The 20,957-nt window shown below is 58.1% G+C and carries 20 protein-coding genes and 2 tRNA genes; 3 read left to right on the top strand and 19 right to left on the bottom strand.

Translation table 11 applies throughout. From position 1 onward, the window contains the following. Window positions 1-9 precede the first annotated feature (9 nt). The 13 genes from GOB83_RS05490 to GOB83_RS05430 form a co-directional block, all read right to left on the bottom strand. Window positions 10-645 (bottom strand): complex I 24 kDa subunit family protein, encoded by a 636-nt coding sequence (locus GOB83_RS05490; RefSeq protein ID WP_086645428.1) that lies wholly within the window; start codon window positions 643-645, stop codon window positions 10-12. After that, window positions 642-1,925, bottom strand: a complete 1,284-nt coding sequence (locus GOB83_RS05485; RefSeq protein WP_165925441.1) for an NADH-quinone oxidoreductase subunit D — start codon at window positions 1,923-1,925, stop codon at window positions 642-644. Before GOB83_RS05485 ends, GOB83_RS05490 begins: the two co-directional genes overlap by 4 nt. Continuing rightward, window positions 1,925-2,584, bottom strand: coding sequence for an NADH-quinone oxidoreductase subunit C (locus GOB83_RS05480; protein WP_086645430.1), 660 nt, complete (start codon window positions 2,582-2,584; stop codon window positions 1,925-1,927). The genes GOB83_RS05485 and GOB83_RS05480 overlap by 1 nt, the downstream gene beginning before the upstream one ends. Beyond that, a complete protein-coding gene (locus tag GOB83_RS05475; RefSeq protein ID WP_025826157.1) occupies window positions 2,577-3,140 on the bottom strand; it encodes a NuoB/complex I 20 kDa subunit family protein in 564 nt (187 codons plus the stop codon). Before GOB83_RS05475 ends, GOB83_RS05480 begins: the two co-directional genes overlap by 8 nt. A gap of 14 nt (window positions 3,141-3,154) precedes the next feature. Continuing rightward, a complete protein-coding gene (locus GOB83_RS05470; protein WP_059024086.1) occupies window positions 3,155-3,520 on the bottom strand; it encodes an NADH-quinone oxidoreductase subunit A in 366 nt (121 codons plus the stop codon). 212 nt (window positions 3,521-3,732) lie between these two features. Beyond that, window positions 3,733-3,807: transfer RNA gene (locus GOB83_RS05465), tRNA-Val, on the bottom strand. An 88-nt stretch (window positions 3,808-3,895) separates the two neighbouring features. Continuing rightward, the gene (locus GOB83_RS05460; RefSeq protein WP_086637932.1) at window positions 3,896-4,183 is read right to left on the bottom strand and encodes an HU family DNA-binding protein; all 288 of its coding nucleotides are present in this window, start codon (window positions 4,181-4,183) and stop codon (window positions 3,896-3,898) included. A 141-nt stretch (window positions 4,184-4,324) separates the two neighbouring features. Then, the gene (gene lon / locus GOB83_RS05455) at window positions 4,325-6,826 is read right to left on the bottom strand and encodes an endopeptidase La (RefSeq protein WP_165925440.1); all 2,502 of its coding nucleotides are present in this window, start codon (window positions 6,824-6,826) and stop codon (window positions 4,325-4,327) included. 204 nt (window positions 6,827-7,030) lie between these two features. Further along, window positions 7,031-8,296, bottom strand: a complete 1,266-nt coding sequence (gene clpX / locus GOB83_RS05450; protein ID WP_086645432.1) for an ATP-dependent Clp protease ATP-binding subunit ClpX — start codon at window positions 8,294-8,296, stop codon at window positions 7,031-7,033. A gap of 120 nt (window positions 8,297-8,416) precedes the next feature. Further along, window positions 8,417-9,079 carry an ATP-dependent Clp protease proteolytic subunit gene (locus tag GOB83_RS05445; RefSeq protein ID WP_179290119.1) on the bottom strand — a complete coding sequence of 221 codons (663 nt, stop codon included), beginning with the start codon at window positions 9,077-9,079 and terminating at the stop codon, window positions 8,417-8,419. 170 nt (window positions 9,080-9,249) lie between these two features. After that, on the bottom strand, window positions 9,250-10,584 hold the full coding sequence (gene tig / locus GOB83_RS05440; protein WP_086645434.1) for a trigger factor: 1,335 nt from the start codon (window positions 10,582-10,584) through the stop codon (window positions 9,250-9,252). A gap of 95 nt (window positions 10,585-10,679) precedes the next feature. Beyond that, a tRNA-Leu gene (locus tag GOB83_RS05435) sits at window positions 10,680-10,764 on the bottom strand. Window positions 10,765-10,854: 90 nt separating this feature from the next. Continuing rightward, window positions 10,855-12,288 (bottom strand): NAD(P)H-hydrate dehydratase, encoded by a 1,434-nt coding sequence (locus GOB83_RS05430; protein ID WP_165925439.1) that lies wholly within the window; start codon window positions 12,286-12,288, stop codon window positions 10,855-10,857. A gap of 164 nt (window positions 12,289-12,452) precedes the next feature. On the opposite strand from GOB83_RS05430, the gene GOB83_RS05425 reads away from it, so the two are divergent. The 3 genes from GOB83_RS05425 (at window position 12,453) to rlmD (ending at window position 16,387) form a co-directional block, all read left to right on the top strand. Further along, window positions 12,453-12,908: a hypothetical protein gene (locus GOB83_RS05425; protein ID WP_086645436.1), complete on the top strand. Its 456-nt coding sequence runs from the start codon at window positions 12,453-12,455 to the stop codon at window positions 12,906-12,908. Between the two features lie 171 nt (window positions 12,909-13,079). Then, window positions 13,080-15,077: a DEAD/DEAH box helicase gene (locus GOB83_RS05420; protein WP_165925438.1), complete on the top strand. Its 1,998-nt coding sequence runs from the start codon at window positions 13,080-13,082 to the stop codon at window positions 15,075-15,077. A gap of 14 nt (window positions 15,078-15,091) precedes the next feature. Then, complete coding sequence (gene rlmD / locus GOB83_RS05415) at window positions 15,092-16,387, top strand: 23S rRNA (uracil(1939)-C(5))-methyltransferase RlmD (protein ID WP_165925437.1); 1,296 nt, start codon at window positions 15,092-15,094, stop codon at window positions 16,385-16,387. Here the strand turns inward: rlmD and GOB83_RS05410 are convergent. From GOB83_RS05410 to sufC, 6 genes are read right to left on the bottom strand one after another with little or no spacing between them, the layout of a single operon-like run. Continuing rightward, complete coding sequence (locus tag GOB83_RS05410; RefSeq protein ID WP_086645439.1) at window positions 16,341-16,709, bottom strand: HesB/IscA family protein; 369 nt, start codon at window positions 16,707-16,709, stop codon at window positions 16,341-16,343. The two genes, rlmD and GOB83_RS05410, sit on opposite strands and share 47 nt — an antisense overlap. Window positions 16,710-16,727: 18 nt before the next feature. Next, window positions 16,728-17,153, bottom strand: coding sequence for an SUF system Fe-S cluster assembly protein (locus GOB83_RS05405; RefSeq protein ID WP_086645665.1), 426 nt, complete (start codon window positions 17,151-17,153; stop codon window positions 16,728-16,730). Between the two features lie 46 nt (window positions 17,154-17,199). Then, on the bottom strand, window positions 17,200-17,658 hold the full coding sequence (sufU, locus tag GOB83_RS05400; protein WP_086645440.1) for a Fe-S cluster assembly sulfur transfer protein SufU: 459 nt from the start codon (window positions 17,656-17,658) through the stop codon (window positions 17,200-17,202). Further along, complete coding sequence (locus GOB83_RS05395; RefSeq protein ID WP_165925436.1) at window positions 17,655-18,908, bottom strand: aminotransferase class V-fold PLP-dependent enzyme; 1,254 nt, start codon at window positions 18,906-18,908, stop codon at window positions 17,655-17,657. The genes sufU and GOB83_RS05395 overlap by 4 nt, the downstream gene beginning before the upstream one ends. Then, a complete protein-coding gene (gene sufD, locus GOB83_RS05390; protein WP_194301306.1) occupies window positions 18,905-20,164 on the bottom strand; it encodes a Fe-S cluster assembly protein SufD in 1,260 nt (419 codons plus the stop codon). The genes GOB83_RS05395 and sufD overlap by 4 nt, the downstream gene beginning before the upstream one ends. Window positions 20,165-20,181: 17 nt before the next feature. Beyond that, complete coding sequence (gene sufC, locus GOB83_RS05385; protein WP_086645443.1) at window positions 20,182-20,952, bottom strand: Fe-S cluster assembly ATPase SufC; 771 nt, start codon at window positions 20,950-20,952, stop codon at window positions 20,182-20,184. Between the last annotated feature and the right edge of the window lie 5 nt (window positions 20,953-20,957).

Here is a 20,957-nt window from a genome sequence, read left to right as displayed (position 1 = left end):
CCGTCTCTCCTATTCCTGATCCGCCGTGGAGGATGATAGCAACGTTTTGCGACCACCCTCGGGGGCCGAAACATTACGGTCGATCATGGGGCCGGGCGTGGGCCTGCGCCCTGCCCGCAACTCGGCTATGACCTGCGCCGTGCGTTCGGCGTTCATATCTTCATAAAAATCATCATCAACCTGCAGAATTGGCGCGTTGGCGCAGGCACCAAGGCATTCCACTTCTGTCATGGTAAACAGGCCATCTGCACTGGTTTCTCCAAAATGCTGGATGCCTGTCGCTTTCTGGCAGGCTTCCACCACATCATCAGAACCACGCAGCCAGCACGGTGTGGTGGTGCAGACCTGTAAATGGTAACGCCCGATGGGACGCGTGTTGAACATGGTGTAAAAAGACGCCACTTCGTAAACCCGCATGGCCGCCATACCCAGACGCTGGGCAATAACATCCATGGCCACCACGGGCACCCAGGCGCTCCCGGTTACCCGCCCCATCTGCCGCTGCGCAATATAGAGCAGGGGCATAACAGCGCTTGCCTTGCGCTCCTCCGGATACTTGCTGAGAACACCAGCAATTTCCGCCTCCGATGCAGAATCGAATACAAAGCTGTCCGGCTGTTCTGCCGGTGTCCAGGCTGTGCTCATCGATCAACTTCCCCAAACACAAGATCAAGCGACCCGATAATGGCCACCATGTCAGCCAGCATACCGCGGCGTGAGAGTTCATCTATGGCCTGCAGATGCGCAAAACCCGTTGGCCGGATTTTGCACCGATACGGCCGGTTGCTGCCATCAGCCACCAGATAGACCCCAAACTCCCCTTTGGGGCTTTCCACCGCCGTGTAGGTGGAGCCTGCAGGCACATGGTAGCCTTCGCTGAACAGCTTGAAGTGATGGATCAGGGCCTCCATGGAGCGCTTCATGTCCGCTCTGGGGGGCGGGCTGAACTTGGGGTCCTGTATTTTAATGTCACCCGGCTGCATCTGGCTCAGGCATTGCTCGATAATTTTGACGCTTTCACGCATCTCGGCAACGCGCACCAGATAGCGGTCGTACGAATCACCCTGCCGGGTCACGGGCACATTAAAATCCACCTTATGGTAGTTATCATAAGGCTGGTTGCGCCTGAGGTCCCACGGCACGCCAGATGCACGCAGGCACGGACCACTAAACCCCCAGGCCAGAGCCTGCTCGGTTGTAAAAACGCCAATACCAACCGTGCGCTGTTTCCATATCCGGTTTTCGGTCAGCAGGCCTTCCAGCTCATCAATCCAGGCGGGAAATTCCTTGGCCCACACCCCAATCCGGTCTTCCAGACTTGCCGAAATATCCCGCGCAACACCACCGGGACGGAAGTAATTGGCATGGAAGCGCGCGCCGGACGCGGCTTCGTAAAACTCCAGAAGTTTCTCGCGCTCTTCATATCCCCACAAAGCCGGGGTTACCGCACCGCAGTCCAGACCCATAGCAGTCAGATTGAGAATATGGTTTAAAATACGGGTAATTTCCGCAAACATGACGCGCAGCCACTTGGCGCGTTCTGGAATATCAATACCCAGCAGTTTTTCCGTGGCCAGAGCAAACGCCTGCTCCTCGCACATGGGGGAGACGTAATCCAGACGGTCAAAATACGGCAGGGCTTTTTGATACGTCTTGTATTCAATCAGCTTTTCCGTGCCACGGTGCAAAAGGCCGATATGCGGCACGGCGCGGGCAACAAGCTCCCCTTCCATTTCCAGCACCAGACGCAACACACCATGTGCAGACGGATGCTGGGGGCCAAAATTGAGAGCATGGGAGTCAATTTCGACAACCTTCTTCTCAATTTCCAAAGCTTTTTCATCTGGCAAAAGGCTTTGAGGAATATCTTCGCGCAGGATCGTCTGCGCAAACGTGAGAGATTCGGTGTTATCCTGTTTTGTCATCAGGAGGACCTCTTCATACCCTGCCGGACTTCGTGCGCTTTTTCATCTCCCGGTAAGGTCAGCATACCTTCCCACGGAGAAACAAAATCGAAATCACGGAAATCCTGCGTTAACGAAACAGGCTCTTTAACAACCTGCCTGCGCTCCGCGTCATAACGGACCTCTTCATACCCGGTCAGTGGGAAGTCCTTGCGAAGCGGATGCCCCTCAAACCCGTTATCGGTCAGAATACGGCGCAGGTCGGGCTGGCCGGAGAACAGCACGCCAAACAGGTCATAGCACTCACGCTCCCACCATGTCGCACATGGCCAGAGATGATGCACCGATGGCACTGCCGCGTATTCATCCGTGCAGACCACAACCCTGATCCGGCGGTTATAGGTAACCGACAGCAGGTTATAGACCACCTCGAACCGCTGGGCACGCGCAGGAAAATCCACACCGCACAGGTCCATCAACTGTTCGAACCTGTAACGCGGGTCATCACGCAAAAGGGTAAGGAACGGCACCAGATGCTCACGCGTTGTGTGCACCACCAGTTCGCCCTTCTCTACCGCCGCGTAAGACACATGGGGCTGGGAGGCAAGGAACGTAAATGCCAGAGAGGACAACTGTCCTTCCAGCCGGGCCTGCCTTGGATTTACTGAAATATCAGCCACGGAGAATTGTCCCTGTCCGCCGAATTTTTTTCTGGAGCAGCATAATGCCGTAAATGAGCGCTTCGGCCGTTGGCGGGCAGCCCGGCACATACACATCCACGGGAACAATGCGGTCACACCCACGCACAACTGAGTAGGAGTAATGGTAATACCCCCCACCATTGGCGCATGACCCCATGGAAATAACCCAGCGCGGCTCGGCCATCTGCTCGTACAGGCGGCGCAATACCGGGGCCATCTTGTTGGTGAGTGTCCCTGCCACAATCATCACATCAGACTGACGGGGCGACCCGCGTGGAATAATACCCATACGGTCCAGGTCATAACGCGGCATATACGCGTGGATCATCTCCACCGCGCAGCATGCCAGCCCGAAGGACATGGGCCACAGGCTACCCGTGCGCCCCCAGTTGACCAGCTTATCCAGGCTTGCAACCACAAAGCCCTTTTCAGCCAGAACGCCGGTAATGCCGCGCACCACCGCATCCTGCTCAGGCCCCGGCGGCAGAGCCTCCCTGTTCCACATAATGGCGTTTTCGTCGTGATGTGTGGTCATGCTGGCGTCCTCTCTCAATCCCAGTCCAGCGCGCCTTTGCGCCATTCATACAAAAAGCCGATCCCCAGCACGGCCAAAAAGCCAAGCATGGACAAAAAGCCGAACAGCCCGATCCGCCCCAGGCTGATAGCCCAGGGGAACAGAAACGCGACCTCCAGATCGAAAATAATGAACAGAATGGCCACCAGGTAAAACCGCACGTCAAAGCGGCGCCGGGCATCATCAAAAGGGCCAAACCCGCACTCATACGCCGTGAGCTTCTCAGGATATGGTTTTTGGTGCCCGCTCAACAGAGCCATACCGAGCATTGCGGCCGCGATAACAACCGATACGCAACCAAAAATCAGAACCGGGGCATAATCGCCTAGAACAGACTGCATGGAAAATTCCCGCACGCATGAAAGGCTTGTAATAAGCCGTTTGATGCAGTCACCCTAGACCCGCAAAATGCAGACGGCCATGCACGAACGCGTATGGTCGCGGCCACTTTGTTGTGAATAAAATGGATTGGCGAAAAAAAAGGCTCCCTGCCCGGAGGAGGAAGCCATTAGCAGAATAAATTATTCTGCTCCACAACACACAATGTTGGGAATGGTGGGCGATGACGGGATCGAACCGCCGACCCTCTCGGTGTAAACGAGATGCTCTACCGCTAAGCTAATCGCCCGCGCCCTATGTGTCATAAAACAAAACGGCCGGCAACCCCTTTTTTCAAAGAAATTGCCGGCCGGTCTGAAATAAAATCCGAAGGAGGATTATTTGCTAACGGCGTCCTTCAGTGCCTTGCCCGGCTTGAAGCGGACAGAGGTAGAAGCCGGAATATCAATTTCCTCGCCGGTACGGGGGTTACGGCCTTTGGCAGCCTTGCGGGTTGCGGTCACAAACGTGCCAAAGCCCACCAGACGTACTTCCTGCTTTGTGGACAGAGCTTTTTCAATCGCACCGAATACGGCGTCGACCACTTCTCCGGCCTTAGCCTTCGGCAGGTCAACGGCCTCTGCTACTGCTGAGACGAGCTCCTGCTTGTTAAGCGGCTTCTCCATCTTACGCCTTTCACTTTCTTTCAATTCATAGGAGCGGCGGGCGGGTTTCGTCCGCCTCTCCGCTGCCTGAACGCACTATGAAGCCGTTTTTTCCTACGTCAACCAAGCAAACGCAAACTTCGGGCTTCTCATGCATTTTGGTTAATGCGGCAGCACCGAAGCAACTGCCTGTGCACCGTTGGCGGGCACTGTTTCGGGCACCTCTTCCCAGTGAATCGGCTGAGGCTGGCTGACCAGTGCACGGGCCAAAACTTCGTCCACATGCGAAACGGGTACAATTTCCAGATTCTTCTTCACGCTGTCAGGAATTTCCGCCAGATCCTTCTCGTTTTCCTGCGGAATAAACACCGTGCGAATACCTGAACGAACAGCCGCCAGAAGCTTTTCCTTCAGCCCCCCAATCGCCAGAACACGCCCCCTGAGCGTTATTTCACCCGTCATGGCAACGTCACGACAGACGGGAATACCGGTCAGAACACTTACCAGAGATGTCACCATGGCAACCCCTGCAGAAGGACCGTCCTTAGGAGTCGCACCTTCAGGCACATGCACATGGAAGCTGCGCTTGTCGAAGATTGTTGGCACGATTCCAAAACTGGCCGCCCGACTCCGCACAAAAGAGAACGCAGCAGAGATGCTCTCCTTCATGACGTCGCCCAGCTTGCCGGTTTCAACAATGCCACCTTTGCCCGGCACCATAACGCTCTCAATGGTCAGGATTTCCCCGCCCACTTCGGTCCAGGCCAGCCCGGTCACAACACCGACCATGTCCTCCGCTTCGGTCTCACCGTAGCGGAAGCGCTGAACGCCTGCGTATTTTTCCAGATTACGCGCCGTAACCGCGACCTTTTTGGCCTTACCGGTCACAATCTCCTTCACCGCCTTACGGGCAAGCTTGGCCAGTTCACGCTCAAGATTACGCACACCGGCCTCACGCGTGTAATACCGGATAACGTCACGCAGAGCGTCCTCATTGATCGACCATTCACCCGGCTTAAGGTTATGCGCCTCGATCTGCTTGTTAATAAGGTGGCGCTTGGCGATCTCGACCTTTTCATCCTCCGTGTAACCGGAGAGGCGAATGACCTCCATGCGGTCCAGCAGCGGCTGGGGCATATCCAGACTGTTGGCCGTTGTCACGAACATGACATCGGACAGGTCGTAATCGACCTCCAGATAATGGTCAGCGAACGTGCCGTTCTGCTCAGGGTCCAGCACTTCCAGCAGAGCCGATGCCGGATCACCCCGCCAGTCGGATCCCAGCTTGTCAATTTCATCAAGCAGGAAGAGCGGGTTGGATACCTTCGCCTTTTTCATGCCCTGAATGATCTTGCCGGGCATGGAACCGATATAGGTGCGGCGGTGCCCACGAATTTCGGCTTCATCCCGCACGCCACCCAGGGACATGCGTACATAATGCCGCCCCGTTGCCTTGGCGATGGAACGTGCGAGGGAGGTCTTGCCCACACCCGGAGGCCCGACAAGGCACAGAATCGGCCCTTTGAGCTTTTGCGAGCGGCTCTGAACCGCCAGATACTCCAGAATGCGTTCCTTGACTTTTTCCAGCCCGTAATGATCGGCGTCCAGAACCTCCTCTGCTTCAACCAGATCATGACGCACTTTGGTCCGCTTTTTCCACGGAATGCTCAAAATCCAGTCGAGGTAGTTCCGCACAACCCCGGACTCGGCGGACATCATGCTCATGCCGCGCAGCTTCTTCAGCTCGCTCAGAGCTTTTTCGCGCGCTTCCTTGGAGAGCTTGGTCTTGGCGATCCGCTCTTCAATTTCGGCCGTTTCGTCCTTGCCGTCCTCACCTTCGCCAAGTTCTTTCTGAATGGCTTTGAGCTGCTCGTTCAGATAGTACTCGCGCTGTGTCTTTTCCATCTGGCGTTTGACACGGTTGCGGATTTTCTTTTCCACCTGAAGCACATCTATTTCTGCTTCAATGTGGCCGAAAACCTTTTCCAGCTGCCCCTGCACGGTGGGGGCCTCCAGAATTTCCTGCTTTTCGGAAATCTTGAGCGAGAGGTGACTCGTCACCGTATCTGCAAGCTTGGACAGATCATTGATCTGGTTAAGCGAGACCAGAACCTCGGACGCAATTTTCTTGTTGAGCTTCATATACTGCTCAAACTGCGACACGATGGAGCGGCCCAGAGCCTCGGCTTCCGGCCCAATAGCCGCCTCGGCTGGCATTTCCTCAATATCGGCTTCGAAGTGGCCATTCACCTCATGCAGCGCCTTAACGCGCACACGGCGAACCCCTTCAACCAGCACCTTAACCGTACCATCGGGCAGCTTGAGCAACTGCAGAATGGTGGACAGCGTGCCAACCCGATAAATATCGTCAGGCGTGGGGTCGTCCTGTGCTGCGTCTTTCTGGGCTACCAGCAGAATGTGCCGGTCGTCTTTTGTAACCGAGTCCAGAGCCCGTACAGATTTTTCCCGCCCGACAAACAGCGGAACAATCATGTGGGGGAAAACCACAATATCGCGCAGCGGCAGAACAGCCACGTGGGTATTCTTGGTATGGGCTTCCACGACAGTTGCATCAACCGCAGGAACAGACTGTTCGGGCACGGCCGAAACTGCCTGATCGCTCTTGCGCCTACGCCGTGGTGCCGGTTTTTCGTTATCAGCCATCGTCATGACCTCCCGATAAGGACGATCGGTGCCGGGCACCCGCCAAGCGGCATACCCCTGCACTGAAGAAGGTACCCCCGAAAGGGAACACCCCCGTGTTTCTCTTATGTTGTTATGCCCACAACCCGGAACAATAGGGCAGAGGCAAGAACAGCACGAACAGGTGACCCGCTCGTGCTGCTTACGCTAAAACTCTAACCTGCCTCAGGCGGATTGCTCTGCTGGCACGTCTTTCTTCTTGCCGTAAACATAGACCGGGCTGGCCTTGCCATCCGCCACCTCGCGGTTGACAACCACCTCCTCGACCGTATCAAGCCCCGGCAGGTCAAACATGGTCGCCATGAGGATGCTCTCCAGAATGGAACGCAACCCACGGGCCCCGGTCTTGCGAACAATGGCGCGGTCCGCAATGGCCTTGAGCGCATCATCCGTAAAGGACAACTGGACATCTTCCATCTGGAAGAGGCGCTGGTACTGTTTGACCAAAGCGTTTTTAGGCTCGGTCAGAATCTTGATCAGTGCGGCCTCGTCCAGATCACCCAGCGTTGCCAGAACAGGCAGACGCCCGATAAATTCGGGGATAAGGCCAAACTTCATCAGATCTTCAGGCTCAACGTCGTGCAGGATTTCCCCCATCCGGCGGTCATCGAGCGAACGTACATCAGCCCCAAAGCCAATGCCCGTGCCCTTGCCACGTGCAGAGATAATCTTGTCCAGCCCGGCAAAAGCCCCACCGCAGATAAAGAGCATGTTGGTCGTATCCACCTGCAGGAATTCCTGCTGCGGATGCTTGCGACCTCCCTGCGGGGGAACAGAGGCAACAGTGCCTTCCATCAGCTTGAGCAGAGCCTGCTGCACACCTTCCCCACTCACGTCACGCGTGATGGAGGGGTTATCCGATTTTTTGGAAATCTTGTCGATTTCGTCAATATAGACAATCCCGCGCTGGGCGCGTTCCACATTGTAATCGGATGCCTGCAACAGCTTGAGGATGATGTTCTCGACATCTTCCCCCACATACCCGGCTTCTGTCAGGGTTGTGGCATCAGCCATTGTAAAGGGCACGTCCAGAATACGCGCCAGAGTCTGGGCCAGCAGTGTTTTACCCGAACCCGTAGGCCCGATGAGCAGGATATTGGACTTGGCAATTTCCACATCGCCTGCCTTGGTCACCTGCGACAGGCGCTTGTAGTGGTTATGCACCGCTACGGAGAGCACCTTTTTAGCCTGCATCTGACCAATAACGTAGTCATCCAGAACCTTGCAGATTTCCTTGGGGGTAGGAACACCCTCGCGCGACTTGACCTGCAAGGTCTTGTTCTCTTCACGGATGATATCCATGCAGAGTTCAACGCATTCATCGCAGATAAACACGGTGGGGCCAGCAATAAGCTTGCGCACTTCATGCTGTGATTTGCCACAGAACGAGCAATACAGCGTGTTCTTGGACTCTCCGGACTTTGTACTCATCAGCCCACTCCCCCGATCACTCCGGACTCCACGGAACCCGGAGCCAAGCCCTGGGCCTTTTCTGCATGCCCAGGAACAGACGACCCCCTTATTGTAACAGGAGGCTTAAAGTATGCCAGATTAAGGATGACCTTTATCCTTTTTACCTGCTTCGGCCGCTTTGTGGTGGCTGATCACTTCATCCACAATACCAAAAGACTGGGCTTCGGCTGCGGACATGTAGCTATCACGCTCAAGCTTCTGCTCGATTTCTTCCAGCGTGCGGCCAGTATGTTCACGGTAGATTTCGTTCAGGCGCTGCCGGATAATCAGAATTTCCTTGGCCTGAATTTCAATATCGCTCGCCTGCCCCTGTGCACCGCCAGAAGGCTGATGCACCATGACGCGCGCGTTAGGCAGCGCAAACCTGCGCCCTTTTTCACCGCCAGCCAGCAGCAGGGAGCCCATGGAGGCCGCCTGACCGATGCACACCGTGCTTACGGGGCTGCGGATGTATTGCATGGTGTCGTAAATAGCCAGACCGGCCGACACAACACCACCGGGGCTGTTGATGTAAAAGGAGATTTCCTTGGTCGGGTTCACACTTTCCAGATACAGAAGCTGCGCGGAAATAAGCGAAGCAACCTGATCATAGACAGGCCCGGTCAGGAAGATGATCCGTTCCTGCAAAAGGCGGGAATAGATATCAAAAGCCCGTTCACCGCGAGAGGTCTGTTCGACCACCATCGGCACCAGTGCATTGCTGAAGATCTCAACGGGATCACGATCCCTCATACCACTCATTCCCGTACAAAAAACTTAAACGCCCCTCCCTGCCTCTGCCATGGACAGAACCAGGGTCAGGCACACTGATTCAAGATAGAGATAAAGTGGCAATATGCCACCCCAGAAACGAAAAACAGCCCCAAAAAGAATGTCCCGCCAGTTCACACTGGCGGGACAGAGCCGTTTTATCAGATATTAGCTGGGGGAATATCTGATAGTTCTTCCAGACTCACGTCCTTGTCCGTGACCTTGGCGAGCTCAATCAGGTAATCGACAACCTTGTTTTCAAAAATCGGTCCGCGCAGGGATTCAGCGGCCTGCGGATTCTTCTGGAAGAATTCAAAGACCTCTTTTTCCTGACCGGAGTAGCGCATGGCTTCTGCCCGCACAGCCCGCCCAAGTTCTTCCGCACTGACGGAAATACCGTTCTTGCGGCCGATTTCAGCAAGGAGCAGACCCAGCCGCACGCGACGTTCCGCAATTTTGCGGTAGTCAGCGCGAAGAGTGTCTTCGTCCTTGTCCTTGTCTTCGTCATCAAGCTGACCAGCCTTGCGGTCGGCTTCCACCCGATTCCAGATCTGCTGGAACTCGGCTTCCACCATACCTTCAGGGGCAGCAAAATCTGCCTTGCTGGAAAGGATATCGAGCAGGTCACGCTTGATACGCAGGCGGGACATCTGGTCGTATTCGCCTTCGATCTGCTTGCGCACCAGATCCTTGAGCTGTTCAAGGCTTTCAAAGCCCATGTTCTTGGCCAGCTCTTCGTCCACCGGGGCGTCCACAGCTTTTTTGAGCTGGTTCACCTTGATGTCAAAGGTTGCTTCCTTGCCTGCCAGCTCTTCTGCGCCGTAATCAGCGGGGAAAGTCACGGTAATGACTTTTTCTTCACCCGGCTTCATGCCTTCGATCTGTTCGGCAAAGCCCGGAATAAAGCCTTCGCCACCGATCTCAACATTCACGTCCTGAGCGGTACCGCCATCAAAGGCAACGCCGTCCTGCTTACCAACAAAGTCAATGGCGACAACATCGCCCTTGCCTGCGGGACGCACTTCCTCGATCACTTCAAAGGTACGGCCACGCTTGGCAATATCTTCGAGCACCTTGTTGATCGCTTCGTCAGAAACCGGGGTTTTCAGGCGGGTCAGCGCGAGGTCGGAAAGATCCGGCACAGCAATTTCTGGCAGGATTTCGCTTTCCACCTTGAATTCCAGATCCGCGCCCTTGTCTTCCTGGCCGGAAACCAGATCAACCTTGGGCTGGCCAGCGGGGCGCAGGCCACGCTCTTCAAACACGGTGCGAATGGCATCGCTCACGGCCTGTTCAAGCACTTCGCCCCAGATGGCATCGCCATAACGCTGGCGTGCCAGAGAGACAGGCACCTTGCCCGGACGGAAGCCCGGCAGGTTCAGATTGCCAGCAACTTCCTTAAGGCGCGCATCACGCTTAGCCTCAAGTTCCGCGGCCGGAACTGTAACTGTGAAACCACGCTTCAGCCCTTCAGAAAGGGTCTCGGTAACCTGCATCGGCCAGGCCTTCCTCTCGGTACAAAAAATCAGTCACCCGCTGCACTAACGCCAAAAGGCGGCGGCGGACTGCGGACGGGAGCATGAAAATTTATTGGTACGGGCGGAGGGACTTGAACCCCCACAACTTGCGTCACCAGAACCTAAATCTGGCGTGTCTACCAATTCCACCACGCCCGCGCACACTCAATATACTCACCGTCGGCAAGATGCGTGGACTTAGCTCAAAGTGCCGGGCACGGCAAGACACCGAAACGGATTTTGCACATGCTAGTGCCCCTGCGCCTGCTCCGCCTTCTGCCGGGCAAGCCCCAGATAGCGGTCCAGATCCTCCGCCACAGGCCACGGACCGGCCTGCAAACCGGCCTCCCCATGGAGCCAGACACCCGCACACGCCGCCTGCCACGCAGGCATACCTGCCGCCAGCAAGGCCGCAATCACGCCCGAGAGCGTATCCCCGGACCCTGCCGTACCCAATGCTGCCGTAGCATGCGTGTTAATTGCCAGCCGCCCATCGGGGGCCGCGATCATGGTGGAAGCCCCCTTGAGCACGACCACAGCATTAATCTGTCGGGCGGCCTCCCGCACCTGCTCGGGCGGGTTATCCCCCACAGGGCCGAACACCCGCGCAAATTCGCCCGTATGGGGAGTAATCACGGAAACACCGCGCAGTTTTTCCGGCTGCCCGGCGCAGGCACTTAGTGCGCCAGCATCAGCCAGCACACTCCGCCCCGAGTCCAGCAGCATGGGCAGGGCTGCCTCCACCTCCGCCTCTGCCAACCCCGGACCGCAGACCCATACATGCCTGCGCTTGTCCTCCAGCAATTGTGCCAGCGGGACATCATCCACAATCAGGCCCGGCTGCCCCAGACGGTATGCCGGAGCCCCAGCCCCAGCCGCCACGCGCACAAGCCCCGCCCCCACGGAGCGCGCACCAGAGGCACACAGCCGCGCGGCACCGGGCATGGATTGCCCGGCACAAATACTCACCACACCTCGGGTGTATTTATTGCTCTCCCCACCCAGCACGGGCAGCACCCACAATCCGGGGCTGTTGTGCCACGTGTTAGCAGGCACAGCCGCCAGCACAGTGTCGGGCACACCAATATCCGCCAGAACCAGACGCCCAAGCAGCCCCCGCGCCGGGTAAAGCAGATGGCCGGGTTTGAACCGGCAGAACGTAACAGTCATGGCAGCCTGCGGCGCATAACCGCGCACCTGCCCTGTGGCTCCATCCACCCCCGAAGGCGTGTCCACCGCCACAATCCGGCGGGCTGCGGCCAGTGTTTCGGCCACTAGGCCACCCACATCACGGCTTAGCCCTGCACCAAATACGGCATCCACCACCAGTTCAGCCCGCGCAGCTTCCGCCGGAGCAAAAGGAACACGCGGCCCTTCATAGGCAGCACTGGCGCGCCCTGCATCCGTATCCGCCCGAGGGGGAGCCAGTTCCGCCACGGCAACCGGCCAGCCCATACCTGCCAGATACCGGGCGGCTACGTACCCATCACCCCCATTATTCCCCGGCCCGCACAACACGAGCACGCGCGCAGGCCGCTCGTACCGGCGGATGGCGCGCGCAACGGCCCGGCCTGCGTTATCCATAAGCGTGGCAACAGGCACATGGGCTGCACTCTGCCGGTCCACCGCCCCCATTTGCAAAGGGGTATAAAGGCTGAGGGAAGAAGGATAAGCAGGTTGCATGCTTGGCTCCGCACAGTGTGTGTGACTACTGTCAGGCATAATAGCCCCTTGCACCCGCCCCGTCCCCTTGGCAATCAGGCAGGCAGATACGCACCGGGCATGATGCTGCGCATAACAGCCTTCGCGCCCATCCCTACCCCCAACCGTGCCAACACGGAGACACCATGCCACATTCCATCCTCTGGAGCCTTGTTCTCGCTCTCCACCTCATCAGCATCATCATGTGGATTGGTGGTGGCGCTTATGCGGCTGTTGTGCTGCGCCCCAGCCTGAGCCTTCTGGACCAGACACAGCGCAACTCCGTGCACCTGCAGACCATGGCCCGTTTTTTTAAGGGGCTGACACACGCTATTCCCACAACGCTGATTACCGGCTGGCTGCTGGTGCTGCACGAAGGCGGGTTTGCCAACGCACCGTGGACAACCAACGTCATGCAACTGCTGGGCCTGATCATGGCGGCACTGTTTGTACGGATGTACATGGGCACCTACCAGAAGCTGCGCCGGGCCATCCGCCCGCAGGCATCGGGTTTCGACTCGGTACGCAAGCAGGTGCTGGTTATTGTGGCTCTGGGAATCATTACCGTGCTGGCAGCCAGCCTTGGCCATCCTTTTGTGTGAAGATAGCAAGTATCCCAGCCAAAAACTTGATTTTAAGCCCAAAGACCTTTATCGGAACTAGCGCCTGAGTGGCTTTGTAATACCATGGAATAACTGGCAAACAGTCTTTGCCGGACATGCACAAAGCCACCAGCAAGCTGAGCAACGACAGACCTAAGTTCCGAGAGCATATTGACAGCCAAAACAACCGCCCGCCCCCGCAAGACGACAACTCGCAGCCGGAAAAAGGCGGCGGTTTCCGCCAGTTCAACCGCATTGGATGTGCAGGATACCGAGGTGGAAAACACATCTCCCGCAGCCGATGCAGATGCTCCCGCTGAGGAAAAACCCGCTCCCAAAAAGCGTGCACCCCGCCGCCGTACAGCCAAAGCCGAATCGGCTGCCAAGCCTGTAGCGGACGCAGCCGCAGATGAAGGCGCAACCACAGACGCCGTAGCCGAAGAGGCTCCCAAAAAACCACGCGCTCCGGCCAGACGGCGCACAAAGGCAGCCACCGCCACCAAATCTGCCCCTGCAACAAAGGTGGAAGCCCCCGTTGCCGTGGAACTGCAGGTGCCGGCTGCCCCTACGCCAGAAGCTGCTCCCGCCCCGGTTGAGCCTGCCACACCGGCAACTGCGGAACCCGTTGCGGAAGAACCAACGCTAACCTTTGCCGACCTTGAGCTTTCCAAGCCCATTCTGGAGGCCATTGACGAGATGGGGTACAAGCACCCCACCCCCATTCAGGCACAGGCCATTCCCGCCGTGCTCATGGCGCGCGACGTGCTGGGCGTTGCCCAGACCGGCACCGGCAAAACGGCATCCTTTACGCTGCCCATGCTGGAAATCCTGAGCGACTCCCGCGCTCGTGCCCGCATGCCGCGTTCGCTCATTCTGGAGCCCACGCGTGAGCTGGCCTTGCAGGTCGCGGAAAACTTTGTGGAATACGGCAAGCACCTCAAGCTCAACCATGCCCTGCTGATTGGTGGTGAGAGCATGGCTGACCAGAAGGAAGTGCTCAACCGCGGCGTGGACGTGCTGATAGCAACCCCCGGCCGTCTGCTCGACCTGTTTGAACGCGGCGGCCTGCTGCTGAACCACACCAAAATTCTGGTCATTGATGAAGCAGACCGGATGCTGGATATGGGGTTCATTCCTGACATTGAAAAAATTGTCAGCCTGCTGCCCCCTTCCCGCCAGACGCTGTTCTTCTCGGCAACAATGGCGCCGCCCATTCGCAAACTGGCGGATGCGTTCCTGCATTCCCCCAAGGAAATCACGGTTGCACGCCAGTCTTCCGTGGCAACAACCATTACAACCGGGCTGGTCATTGTTGATGAATTCAGCAAGCGCGAAACACTGCGTCTGCTGCTCAAGGACCCGGAACTCCAGAATGCCATTGTGTTCTGCAACCGCAAGCGCGATGTGGATGTTCTCACCAAATCCTTGACGAAGCACGGCTTTTCAGTGGGTGCCCTGCACGGGGACCTGCCCCAGTCCGTGCGTTTTTCCACTCTGGAAAAATTCAAGAACAACGAACTCAAGGTACTGGTCTGCTCGGACGTAGCCGCCCGTGGCATTGATATTGGCGGCCTGTCCCATGTGTTCAACTTTGATCTGCCGTTCCATGCGGAAGACTACGTCCACCGCATTGGCCGCACTGGCCGCGCCGGGCGCGAAGGGCATGCCTTCAGCATTGCCACGCCGTATGACAAGACGCTGGCCGAAGCCATTGAACAACTGACCGGCAAACCCATTCCCCGCCTTTCCATAGAAGGCGTGCAGCAACTGGAATGGTCGGAAGAAAAACGCCCACGCGGCGGCAGCCAGTCCCGTGGCGGGCAAAACCGCAAGGACAAACCGGCCCCACAGCGGGAGCGTGAACCCAACCGCACGCGTGAAGCAACCCGCGAGCGCGACCGGGAGCCCAACCGTGAGCGTGAACAGCAGCGCCCTGCCCAGCAGCAGGCCGCTCAGCCTGTTGCCAATAAGCCCCAGCCCCATAAAGGTGGGCGCAACCAGCGTGATGAAATTCCGCCCGCACCCGCAGGCGAATTTGCAGGCTTTGGTGACCAGACGCCCGCCTTCATGCTGCTCCCACGCCGCAATTCTTCACGCCCGGCCACACCGGGTGTGCTTGAAGCAGAAACAGTGCAGGATACCGCCCACGTCTCTGACGTGGCATCCTGACCCAAGGAAAATTAGTGTCCGACATACAGGAAGTCACCATCTCCCATCTTGCAACTCAGGGAGATGGTGCCGCACGGCTCCCTGACGGACATACCGTCTTTGTTGCAGGGACGCTCCCCGGTGAGCAGGTCCGCATCCGCATCCAGCCTAATGGGCGCGGCCAGCTGGTTGAGATTGTCACACCCTCCCCCCATAGAACGACCCCGCCCTGCCCGCTATTTGAGCGTTGTGGCGGCTGCACCTTGCAGTATATGGACCAGCCCTCCCTTCTGGCGTGGAAGACCGGGCTGGTAAGCCATGCACTGGAAAAAGCCGGGTTTGACATCCCGCAGGACATAACCAGCTTTCAGGTGCCGCCTAACAGCCGCCGCAGGGCTGATCTGGCCGTGCGCCGGACGGAACAGGGTATTGTCATTGGCCTGCACGCCAAAGGCAGCCAGGACGTAACAGACATGACCAGTTGCGCAGTGCTGCACCCGGCAATTGTGTCCAGCCTGCCAGCATTACGCACCACCCTGCGCACCCTGAATGCTGTGCACAAAACGGCTGACCTGCACATCAATCTGCTGGATTCGGGGCTGGATATTCTGCTCAGCACCGATTCTCCGCTCATTGCCACGGACCGGCAACGCCTGACGGCGCTAGCGGAAGAACTGGGTATTCCACGCATAAGCTGGCAGCGCCTGAAGGCTGCAACCCCGTATGAAACTGCGGTGCAGCGTGCGCCTGTTTACCAGACCATTGCCGGGCACCAGCTTACACCCCCTCCCGGCGCTTTTTTGCAGGCAACGGCCCAGAGCGAAACCGCCATCCAGCAGGCTGTGCTGGACGCCTTACCCGCACGCCTTGGCAAGCGCGCCAGCCTGATTGAGCTCTATGCCGGGTGCGGCACGCTGAGCCTGCCTTTGGGGGACCGGTGCCAGGTCCAGGCTTACGAAGGGTATGAACCCGCTCTGGCGGCCCTTAAAAGTGTTGGCAAATCCCGCGTTACCCCTGTCTGCCGTGACCTGAACCGCCAACCCATTATGGGCAAGGATTTAGGCAAGGCAGATGTGGTTGTGCTGGACCCACCCCATGCGGGGGCAAAGCTGCAAATGCGCCAGATTGCTCTGGGCAAGCCAGACTACGTGATTTACGTGAGCTGCAACCCCGCCGCGTTAAGCAACGATGCAAGCCTGCTGGCACAGGCCGGTTACAGGCTGGAGACGGTCTCGGTCATTGACCAGTTCCTGTGGTCGCCCGAAACCGAAGCCGTGTGCCGCTTTAAACGTGAAAGCTCTCGCCGCAGCCGCAACGCCCTTTCTCATTAGGGTTGATGAACACAAACCCTTCCTCCAGATCGGTTTCACGGTAATCCATCTGTGTACCGATCAGGAAGAGGGTGGCCTTGCGGTCCACCAGCAGGGTCAGGCCGTGGTCTTTAACAACTTCGTCCCCTTCCCCGCTCTGCGTCACAAACTCCATGTCATAGGCTTTGCCTGAGCAGCCTTTGGTAGAAACGGAAATACGCAGCAGCTCACCCGCATGCGCCGTGGCGTACAGGTGCCGCAGGCGTGTGGCGGCTGTATCCGTCAGCCGCATAAGAGGGGGAAGTTCCCTTTTGGTTGATGAAATGGTCGCTGTTTGGGACATAACACTCCATCCTTTCCGTTAGAACATATTCAGGGCCAGCCGGGCCTCATCGCTCATACGCGACATATCCCATGGCGGATCCCATACAACTTCCACTTCGGCTGATTTAACGCCGGGCACTTTTTCCACCGCATCCTTGACCTGAATGGGCAGTTCCTGTGCGCTGGGGCAGTTGGGGGCAGTCAGTGTCATTTCAATACGCACGCGCCCGTCGTCATACAGGTCAATGGCGTAGATCAGCCCCAGCTCGTAAATATTCACCGGGATTTCCGGGTCATGCACCGTGGCTATGGCTTCGATCACGGCATCTTCGGATGCCGGGCCTGTGACTTTACTCTCCCCCTCCTGGGGAGCGGCATCACCATCAGGGGTCCAGCCTTCCACCTTTGCGGTAGCGCCTGCGGCCTGATCATGCTCCGCGTGCAGAACAGTTTCCACCGGCATATCCTGCGGCGGAGCAGATGCTTGTGTTTGCGCCTGAACGCCTTCTTCAACCATCGACATGAGAAAAAGCCTCCTTCAGCGCAATCCAAGGCAGTTCTGCGCAGCGTATTCTTGCTTTATGGGACTGCAATGGAGCAAAAACCTCCAGCGCGCCCAAAGGGGCTGGCTGGGCCTCCACCACCGGAAGCGATGGCGAGCCTACCAGCATGGCCCTGAAACGGTCTGACACCGCAAGTGCCTGAGCAACGGTGTTCCCACGCACATGCTCGGCCATAAGGTCCGCAGCGGCAGCACAAATGGCGCACCCCCGCGTGTTGTGCCTGATGTCCTGAATATGGTGCCCGTCAAGCGCAATATCCAGATGTGTTTTGTCCCCGCATAGCGGGTTACGGCCATCACCCTGCACGTCTGGCGCGCTCAGCCGACCGGCGTAAAGGGGAGCGCGGGCACGCTCCACAATCAGCCTGTCATACAGGGCGTCACGCTCTGCGGTGGTGGTGTTCACACAAAAAAGTCCCGTATCCGCACCAGTGTATCCGCCAGCACGTCTATTTCTTCCTTCTGGGTGTAAATCCCAAAGCTGGCGCGGGCCGTGGCACTCAGGTCCAGACGGCGCATCAGCGGTTCGGCGCAATGGTGCCCGGCCCGTATGGCAATGCCGTTGCGGTCCAGCAGGGTGGCAATATCGTGCGGGTGCACATCAGCCATGGTGAAGGATACCACCCCACCCCGCACACGCGGACGCCCCACAATGCTCAGGCCCGGTACAGTCGCAAGCCGCGTGAGGGCATGGGCGGTCAGTTCCGCCTCGTGCGCGGCAATGGCGTCAAACCCGATCTTGCTCACCCAGTCTATGGCAGCGCCCAGACCAATGGTTTCCACAATTGCCGGGGTTCCCGCCTCAAATTTGTGGGGAATATTGGCCCATGTGGAACGTTCAAACGTGACGGTGGAGATCATATCCCCCCCACCAAGGAACGGCGGCATCTGCTCCAGCAGGTCACGCCGCGCCCACAGAACACCAATGCCGGTAGGCCCGTACAGCTTGTGGCCGGTAAAGGTGTAAAAATCCGCCCCCAGTTCCTGCACATCCGTTTTGTGGTGCACAACGGACTGGCTGCCATCAAACAGCACCAGCGCACCAGCGGCATGGGCTATGTCCGCTATCTGCTTTGCTGGCGTTATGGTGCCCAGCACATTGGACATGTGGGTAATGGACACAAGGGCAACCTTGCCATCTGCCAGCAGGGCCTTGTACGCGTCCATATCCAGATCACCGTCATCGGTGATCGGAGCAACGCGCAGGTCAATACCGGCCCGGTCACGGAGCATCTGCCAGGGCACAAGGTTGGCGTGATGCTCCATCTGGGAGATCAGAACCGCCTGACCGGGTTTAAGCAGCGCACCAAAGGAATGAGCCACCAGATTGATGGCTTCGGTGCTGTTGCGGGTAAACACGATTTCCTCGCGCGAGGGCGCATTGAGGAAGTCGGCCACCAGATCACGCACACCTTCATACGCCTCGGTCGTGCGTTCGCTCATCCAGTGCAGGCCACGGTGGATGTTCGCATATTGGTGCCGCATGGTGCTGGCCATGCTATCGATCACCGCATTGGGCTTTTGGGCCGAAGCCGCACTATCGAGAAAAACCAGCGGGCGGTCATGCACCTTTTCCCCCAGAATGGGGAACTGCTGGCGAATGGCCTGCACGTCCAGCTGTGCGTGCGCGTGGGTTGTGGGGGTATGCGTGCTCATGCGCTTTCTCCCTTACCTGCAAACCGCGCTGCCATAACCGCACGGCAGAAGGTCTGTGCCGTTGCGTCTTCCACAAGAGCAATGGCCTCGTCCAGAAAAGCATCAATCAGCATCTGGCGGGCTTCCTGCTCGGGAATGCCACGGCTGCGCAGATAAAAAAGCTGGTCATCATCCAGTGCACCAACAGTCGCACCGTGGCTGCACCGCACATCATCAGCATAGATTTCGAGTTCAGGCTTGGCGTCTATTTCCGCTTCGGGGGAGAGCAGCAGAGCCTGATTCATCTGGTAGCCATCGGTCTTCTGGGCGATGCGCTCGACCAGCACCTTGCCCTGAAAAACACCGCGCGCATGGCCATCCAGCACATTGCGTACCGTCTGGCGCGATGTGCAGTCCGATGCCGCGTGGGTAATAACGCTGGTAATATCCCCCACCTGCTGCCCGGCCAGACGCTGTGCGCCATTCACATGCACAACACCACGGGTTGCCGCCAGACGGGCATGTACCTCGTGCCGCACAAGCTGGCCACCAAGCCCCAGCACAAAGCTGTCATACACGCTCTGCTGGCCAACATGGGCATACAGGGTGCCAAGGCTGACAGCCTGCGCGCCTTCGGTCTGCAAGGTCAGGTGTTCCAGCGTTGCGCCATCTTCGACCTGAATATCCGTAACCGGGTTATGGAAATACGCACCCTGCCCCGCCTGCACGCAGATCAGCCGCAGATGGGCTTCCTTTTCCACCACAACCGTGTGCCGTGGGTGGAAAGAAAGCGGGTCCGCCCCTGCAACGCCAAGGGAGATAAGCATGACATGCCCCGCATCCACCCCCGCGGGTACACGCAGTACCAGACCATCCTCCGCCAATGCGGTGTTCAGGGCTACCAGCGGGTCCCGGTCGGGAGCGGCCTGCTGACCAAACTGGGGATCGTCCGCAAAAAAGGACAGATCAACATCATCAGGCAGCGCACTGAAGGCGGGCGCATGCCGACCATTGACAAACACCACCCGTGGCAGGGCTGCCATGGCGGAGTGGGCCTGCAAGACCCCGTCCAGCAGGGAGCGGACCGTGCTGGCCTCCACCTGCATGGGGGGAGCGGCATAGTCCTGCTTGCCCAAAGCGCGCAGGGTTGTGTAGTGCCATGCCTCTACCTTACGGTCGGGCAGGCCTGTTCTGGCCAGAGCCCCGGCGGCAGACTGCCGCTCTGCCCCGGCAAGGGTGTTCAGCCTGTTTGCAAAGAGCGCTAACGGGCCAGACATATCTTTGCTGAGTGCGTTCACGCCACCTCCGCCAGAAACTTGGTGTAGCCTTCCTGGTCAATCTGACGGGCCAGTTCCGGCCCACCGGACAGGATGATCCGCCCACGGGCCATAACGTGAATACGGTCTGGCACCAGATAATCCAGCAGCTTCTGATGATGGGTAATAACCAGCGCCGAGAAGGTAGGCGCGCGCAGGCGGTTCACACCTTCTGCCACAATGCGCAGGGCATCCACGTCCAGCCCGCTATCTGTTTCATCCAGAATGGCAAAGGTTGGCTGGAGCAGGGTCATCTGCAACACTTCGTTGCGTTTTTTCTCACCACCCGAAAAGCCGACATTCACATTACGCTTGAGCATGTCCGGCGCCATGGAAAGGGCTTTGGCGGCCTCGCGCGCCATCTTCAGGAACGCCACGGCATCCAGTTCGTCCTGCCCGCGGGCGCGCCGCACGGCATTAACCGCGGTGCGCAGGAAGTTGGCATTGTTAACGCCGGGCAGCTCGATAGGGGACTGGAACGCCAGAAACAGGCCCGCCGCAGCGCGCTCTTCCGGCTCCATGGCCAGCAGATCCTGCCCGTGGAAGGTGGCGGTACCGGCTGTTACCTCGTACTCCTCCCGCCCGGCCAGAACGTAGGAGAGCGTGGATTTGCCCGAACCGTTTGGCCCCATGATCACATGCACTTCACCCGGCGGGATGCTCAGGTCCACACCACGCAAAATCTGCTTTTTCTGCCCATCCGCATCAATCTGCGCGCACAGGCCGGAAATTTCCAAAAACTGGCTCATACTCT

The sequence above is a fragment of the Acetobacter fabarum genome, assembly GCF_011516925.1.
Lineage (GTDB): Bacteria > Pseudomonadota > Alphaproteobacteria > Acetobacterales > Acetobacteraceae > Acetobacter > Acetobacter fabarum.
The sequence above is the reverse complement of the archived record's forward strand: the minus strand, read 5'-3'. Positions and strand labels throughout refer to the sequence as shown.

What these genes read in the sequence shown, in the direction of transcription:
- sufC (WP_086645443.1), bottom strand. Translation starts at nt 20,952, where the DNA reads ATGAGCCAGTTTTTGGAAATTTCCGGCCTGTGCGCGCAGATTGATGCG.
- GOB83_RS05405 (WP_086645665.1), bottom strand. Translation starts at nt 17,153, where the DNA reads ATGCCGGTGGAAACTGTTCTGCACGCGGAGCATGATCAGGCCGCAGGC.
- GOB83_RS05490 (WP_086645428.1), bottom strand. Translation starts at nt 645, where the DNA reads ATGAGCACAGCCTGGACACCGGCAGAACAGCCGGACAGCTTTGTATTC.
- tig (WP_086645434.1), bottom strand. Translation starts at nt 10,584, where the DNA reads ATGCAGGTTACCGAGACCCTTTCTGAAGGGCTGAAGCGTGGTTTCACA.
- sufD (WP_194301306.1), bottom strand. Translation starts at nt 20,164, where the DNA reads ATGTCTGGCCCGTTAGCGCTCTTTGCAAACAGGCTGAACACCCTTGCC.
- GOB83_RS05395 (WP_165925436.1), bottom strand. Translation starts at nt 18,908, where the DNA reads ATGAGCACGCATACCCCCACAACCCACGCGCACGCACAGCTGGACGTG.
- GOB83_RS05445 (WP_179290119.1), bottom strand. Translation starts at nt 9,079, where the DNA reads ATGAGTGGTATGAGGGATCGTGATCCCGTTGAGATCTTCAGCAATGCA.
- GOB83_RS05430 (WP_165925439.1), bottom strand. Translation starts at nt 12,288, where the DNA reads ATGCAACCTGCTTATCCTTCTTCCCTCAGCCTTTATACCCCTTTGCAA.
- GOB83_RS05410 (WP_086645439.1), bottom strand. Translation starts at nt 16,709, where the DNA reads ATGTCCCAAACAGCGACCATTTCATCAACCAAAAGGGAACTTCCCCCT.
- GOB83_RS05485 (WP_165925441.1), bottom strand. Translation starts at nt 1,925, where the DNA reads ATGACAAAACAGGATAACACCGAATCTCTCACGTTTGCGCAGACGATC.
- GOB83_RS05460 (WP_086637932.1), bottom strand. Translation starts at nt 4,183, where the DNA reads ATGGAGAAGCCGCTTAACAAGCAGGAGCTCGTCTCAGCAGTAGCAGAG.
- lon (WP_165925440.1), bottom strand. Translation starts at nt 6,826, where the DNA reads ATGGCTGATAACGAAAAACCGGCACCACGGCGTAGGCGCAAGAGCGAT.
- clpX (WP_086645432.1), bottom strand. Translation starts at nt 8,296, where the DNA reads ATGAGTACAAAGTCCGGAGAGTCCAAGAACACGCTGTATTGCTCGTTC.
- GOB83_RS05475 (WP_025826157.1), bottom strand. Translation starts at nt 3,140, where the DNA reads ATGACCACACATCACGACGAAAACGCCATTATGTGGAACAGGGAGGCT.
- GOB83_RS05425 (WP_086645436.1), top strand. Translation starts at nt 12,453, where the DNA reads ATGCCACATTCCATCCTCTGGAGCCTTGTTCTCGCTCTCCACCTCATC.
- GOB83_RS05470 (WP_059024086.1), bottom strand. Translation starts at nt 3,520, where the DNA reads ATGCAGTCTGTTCTAGGCGATTATGCCCCGGTTCTGATTTTTGGTTGC.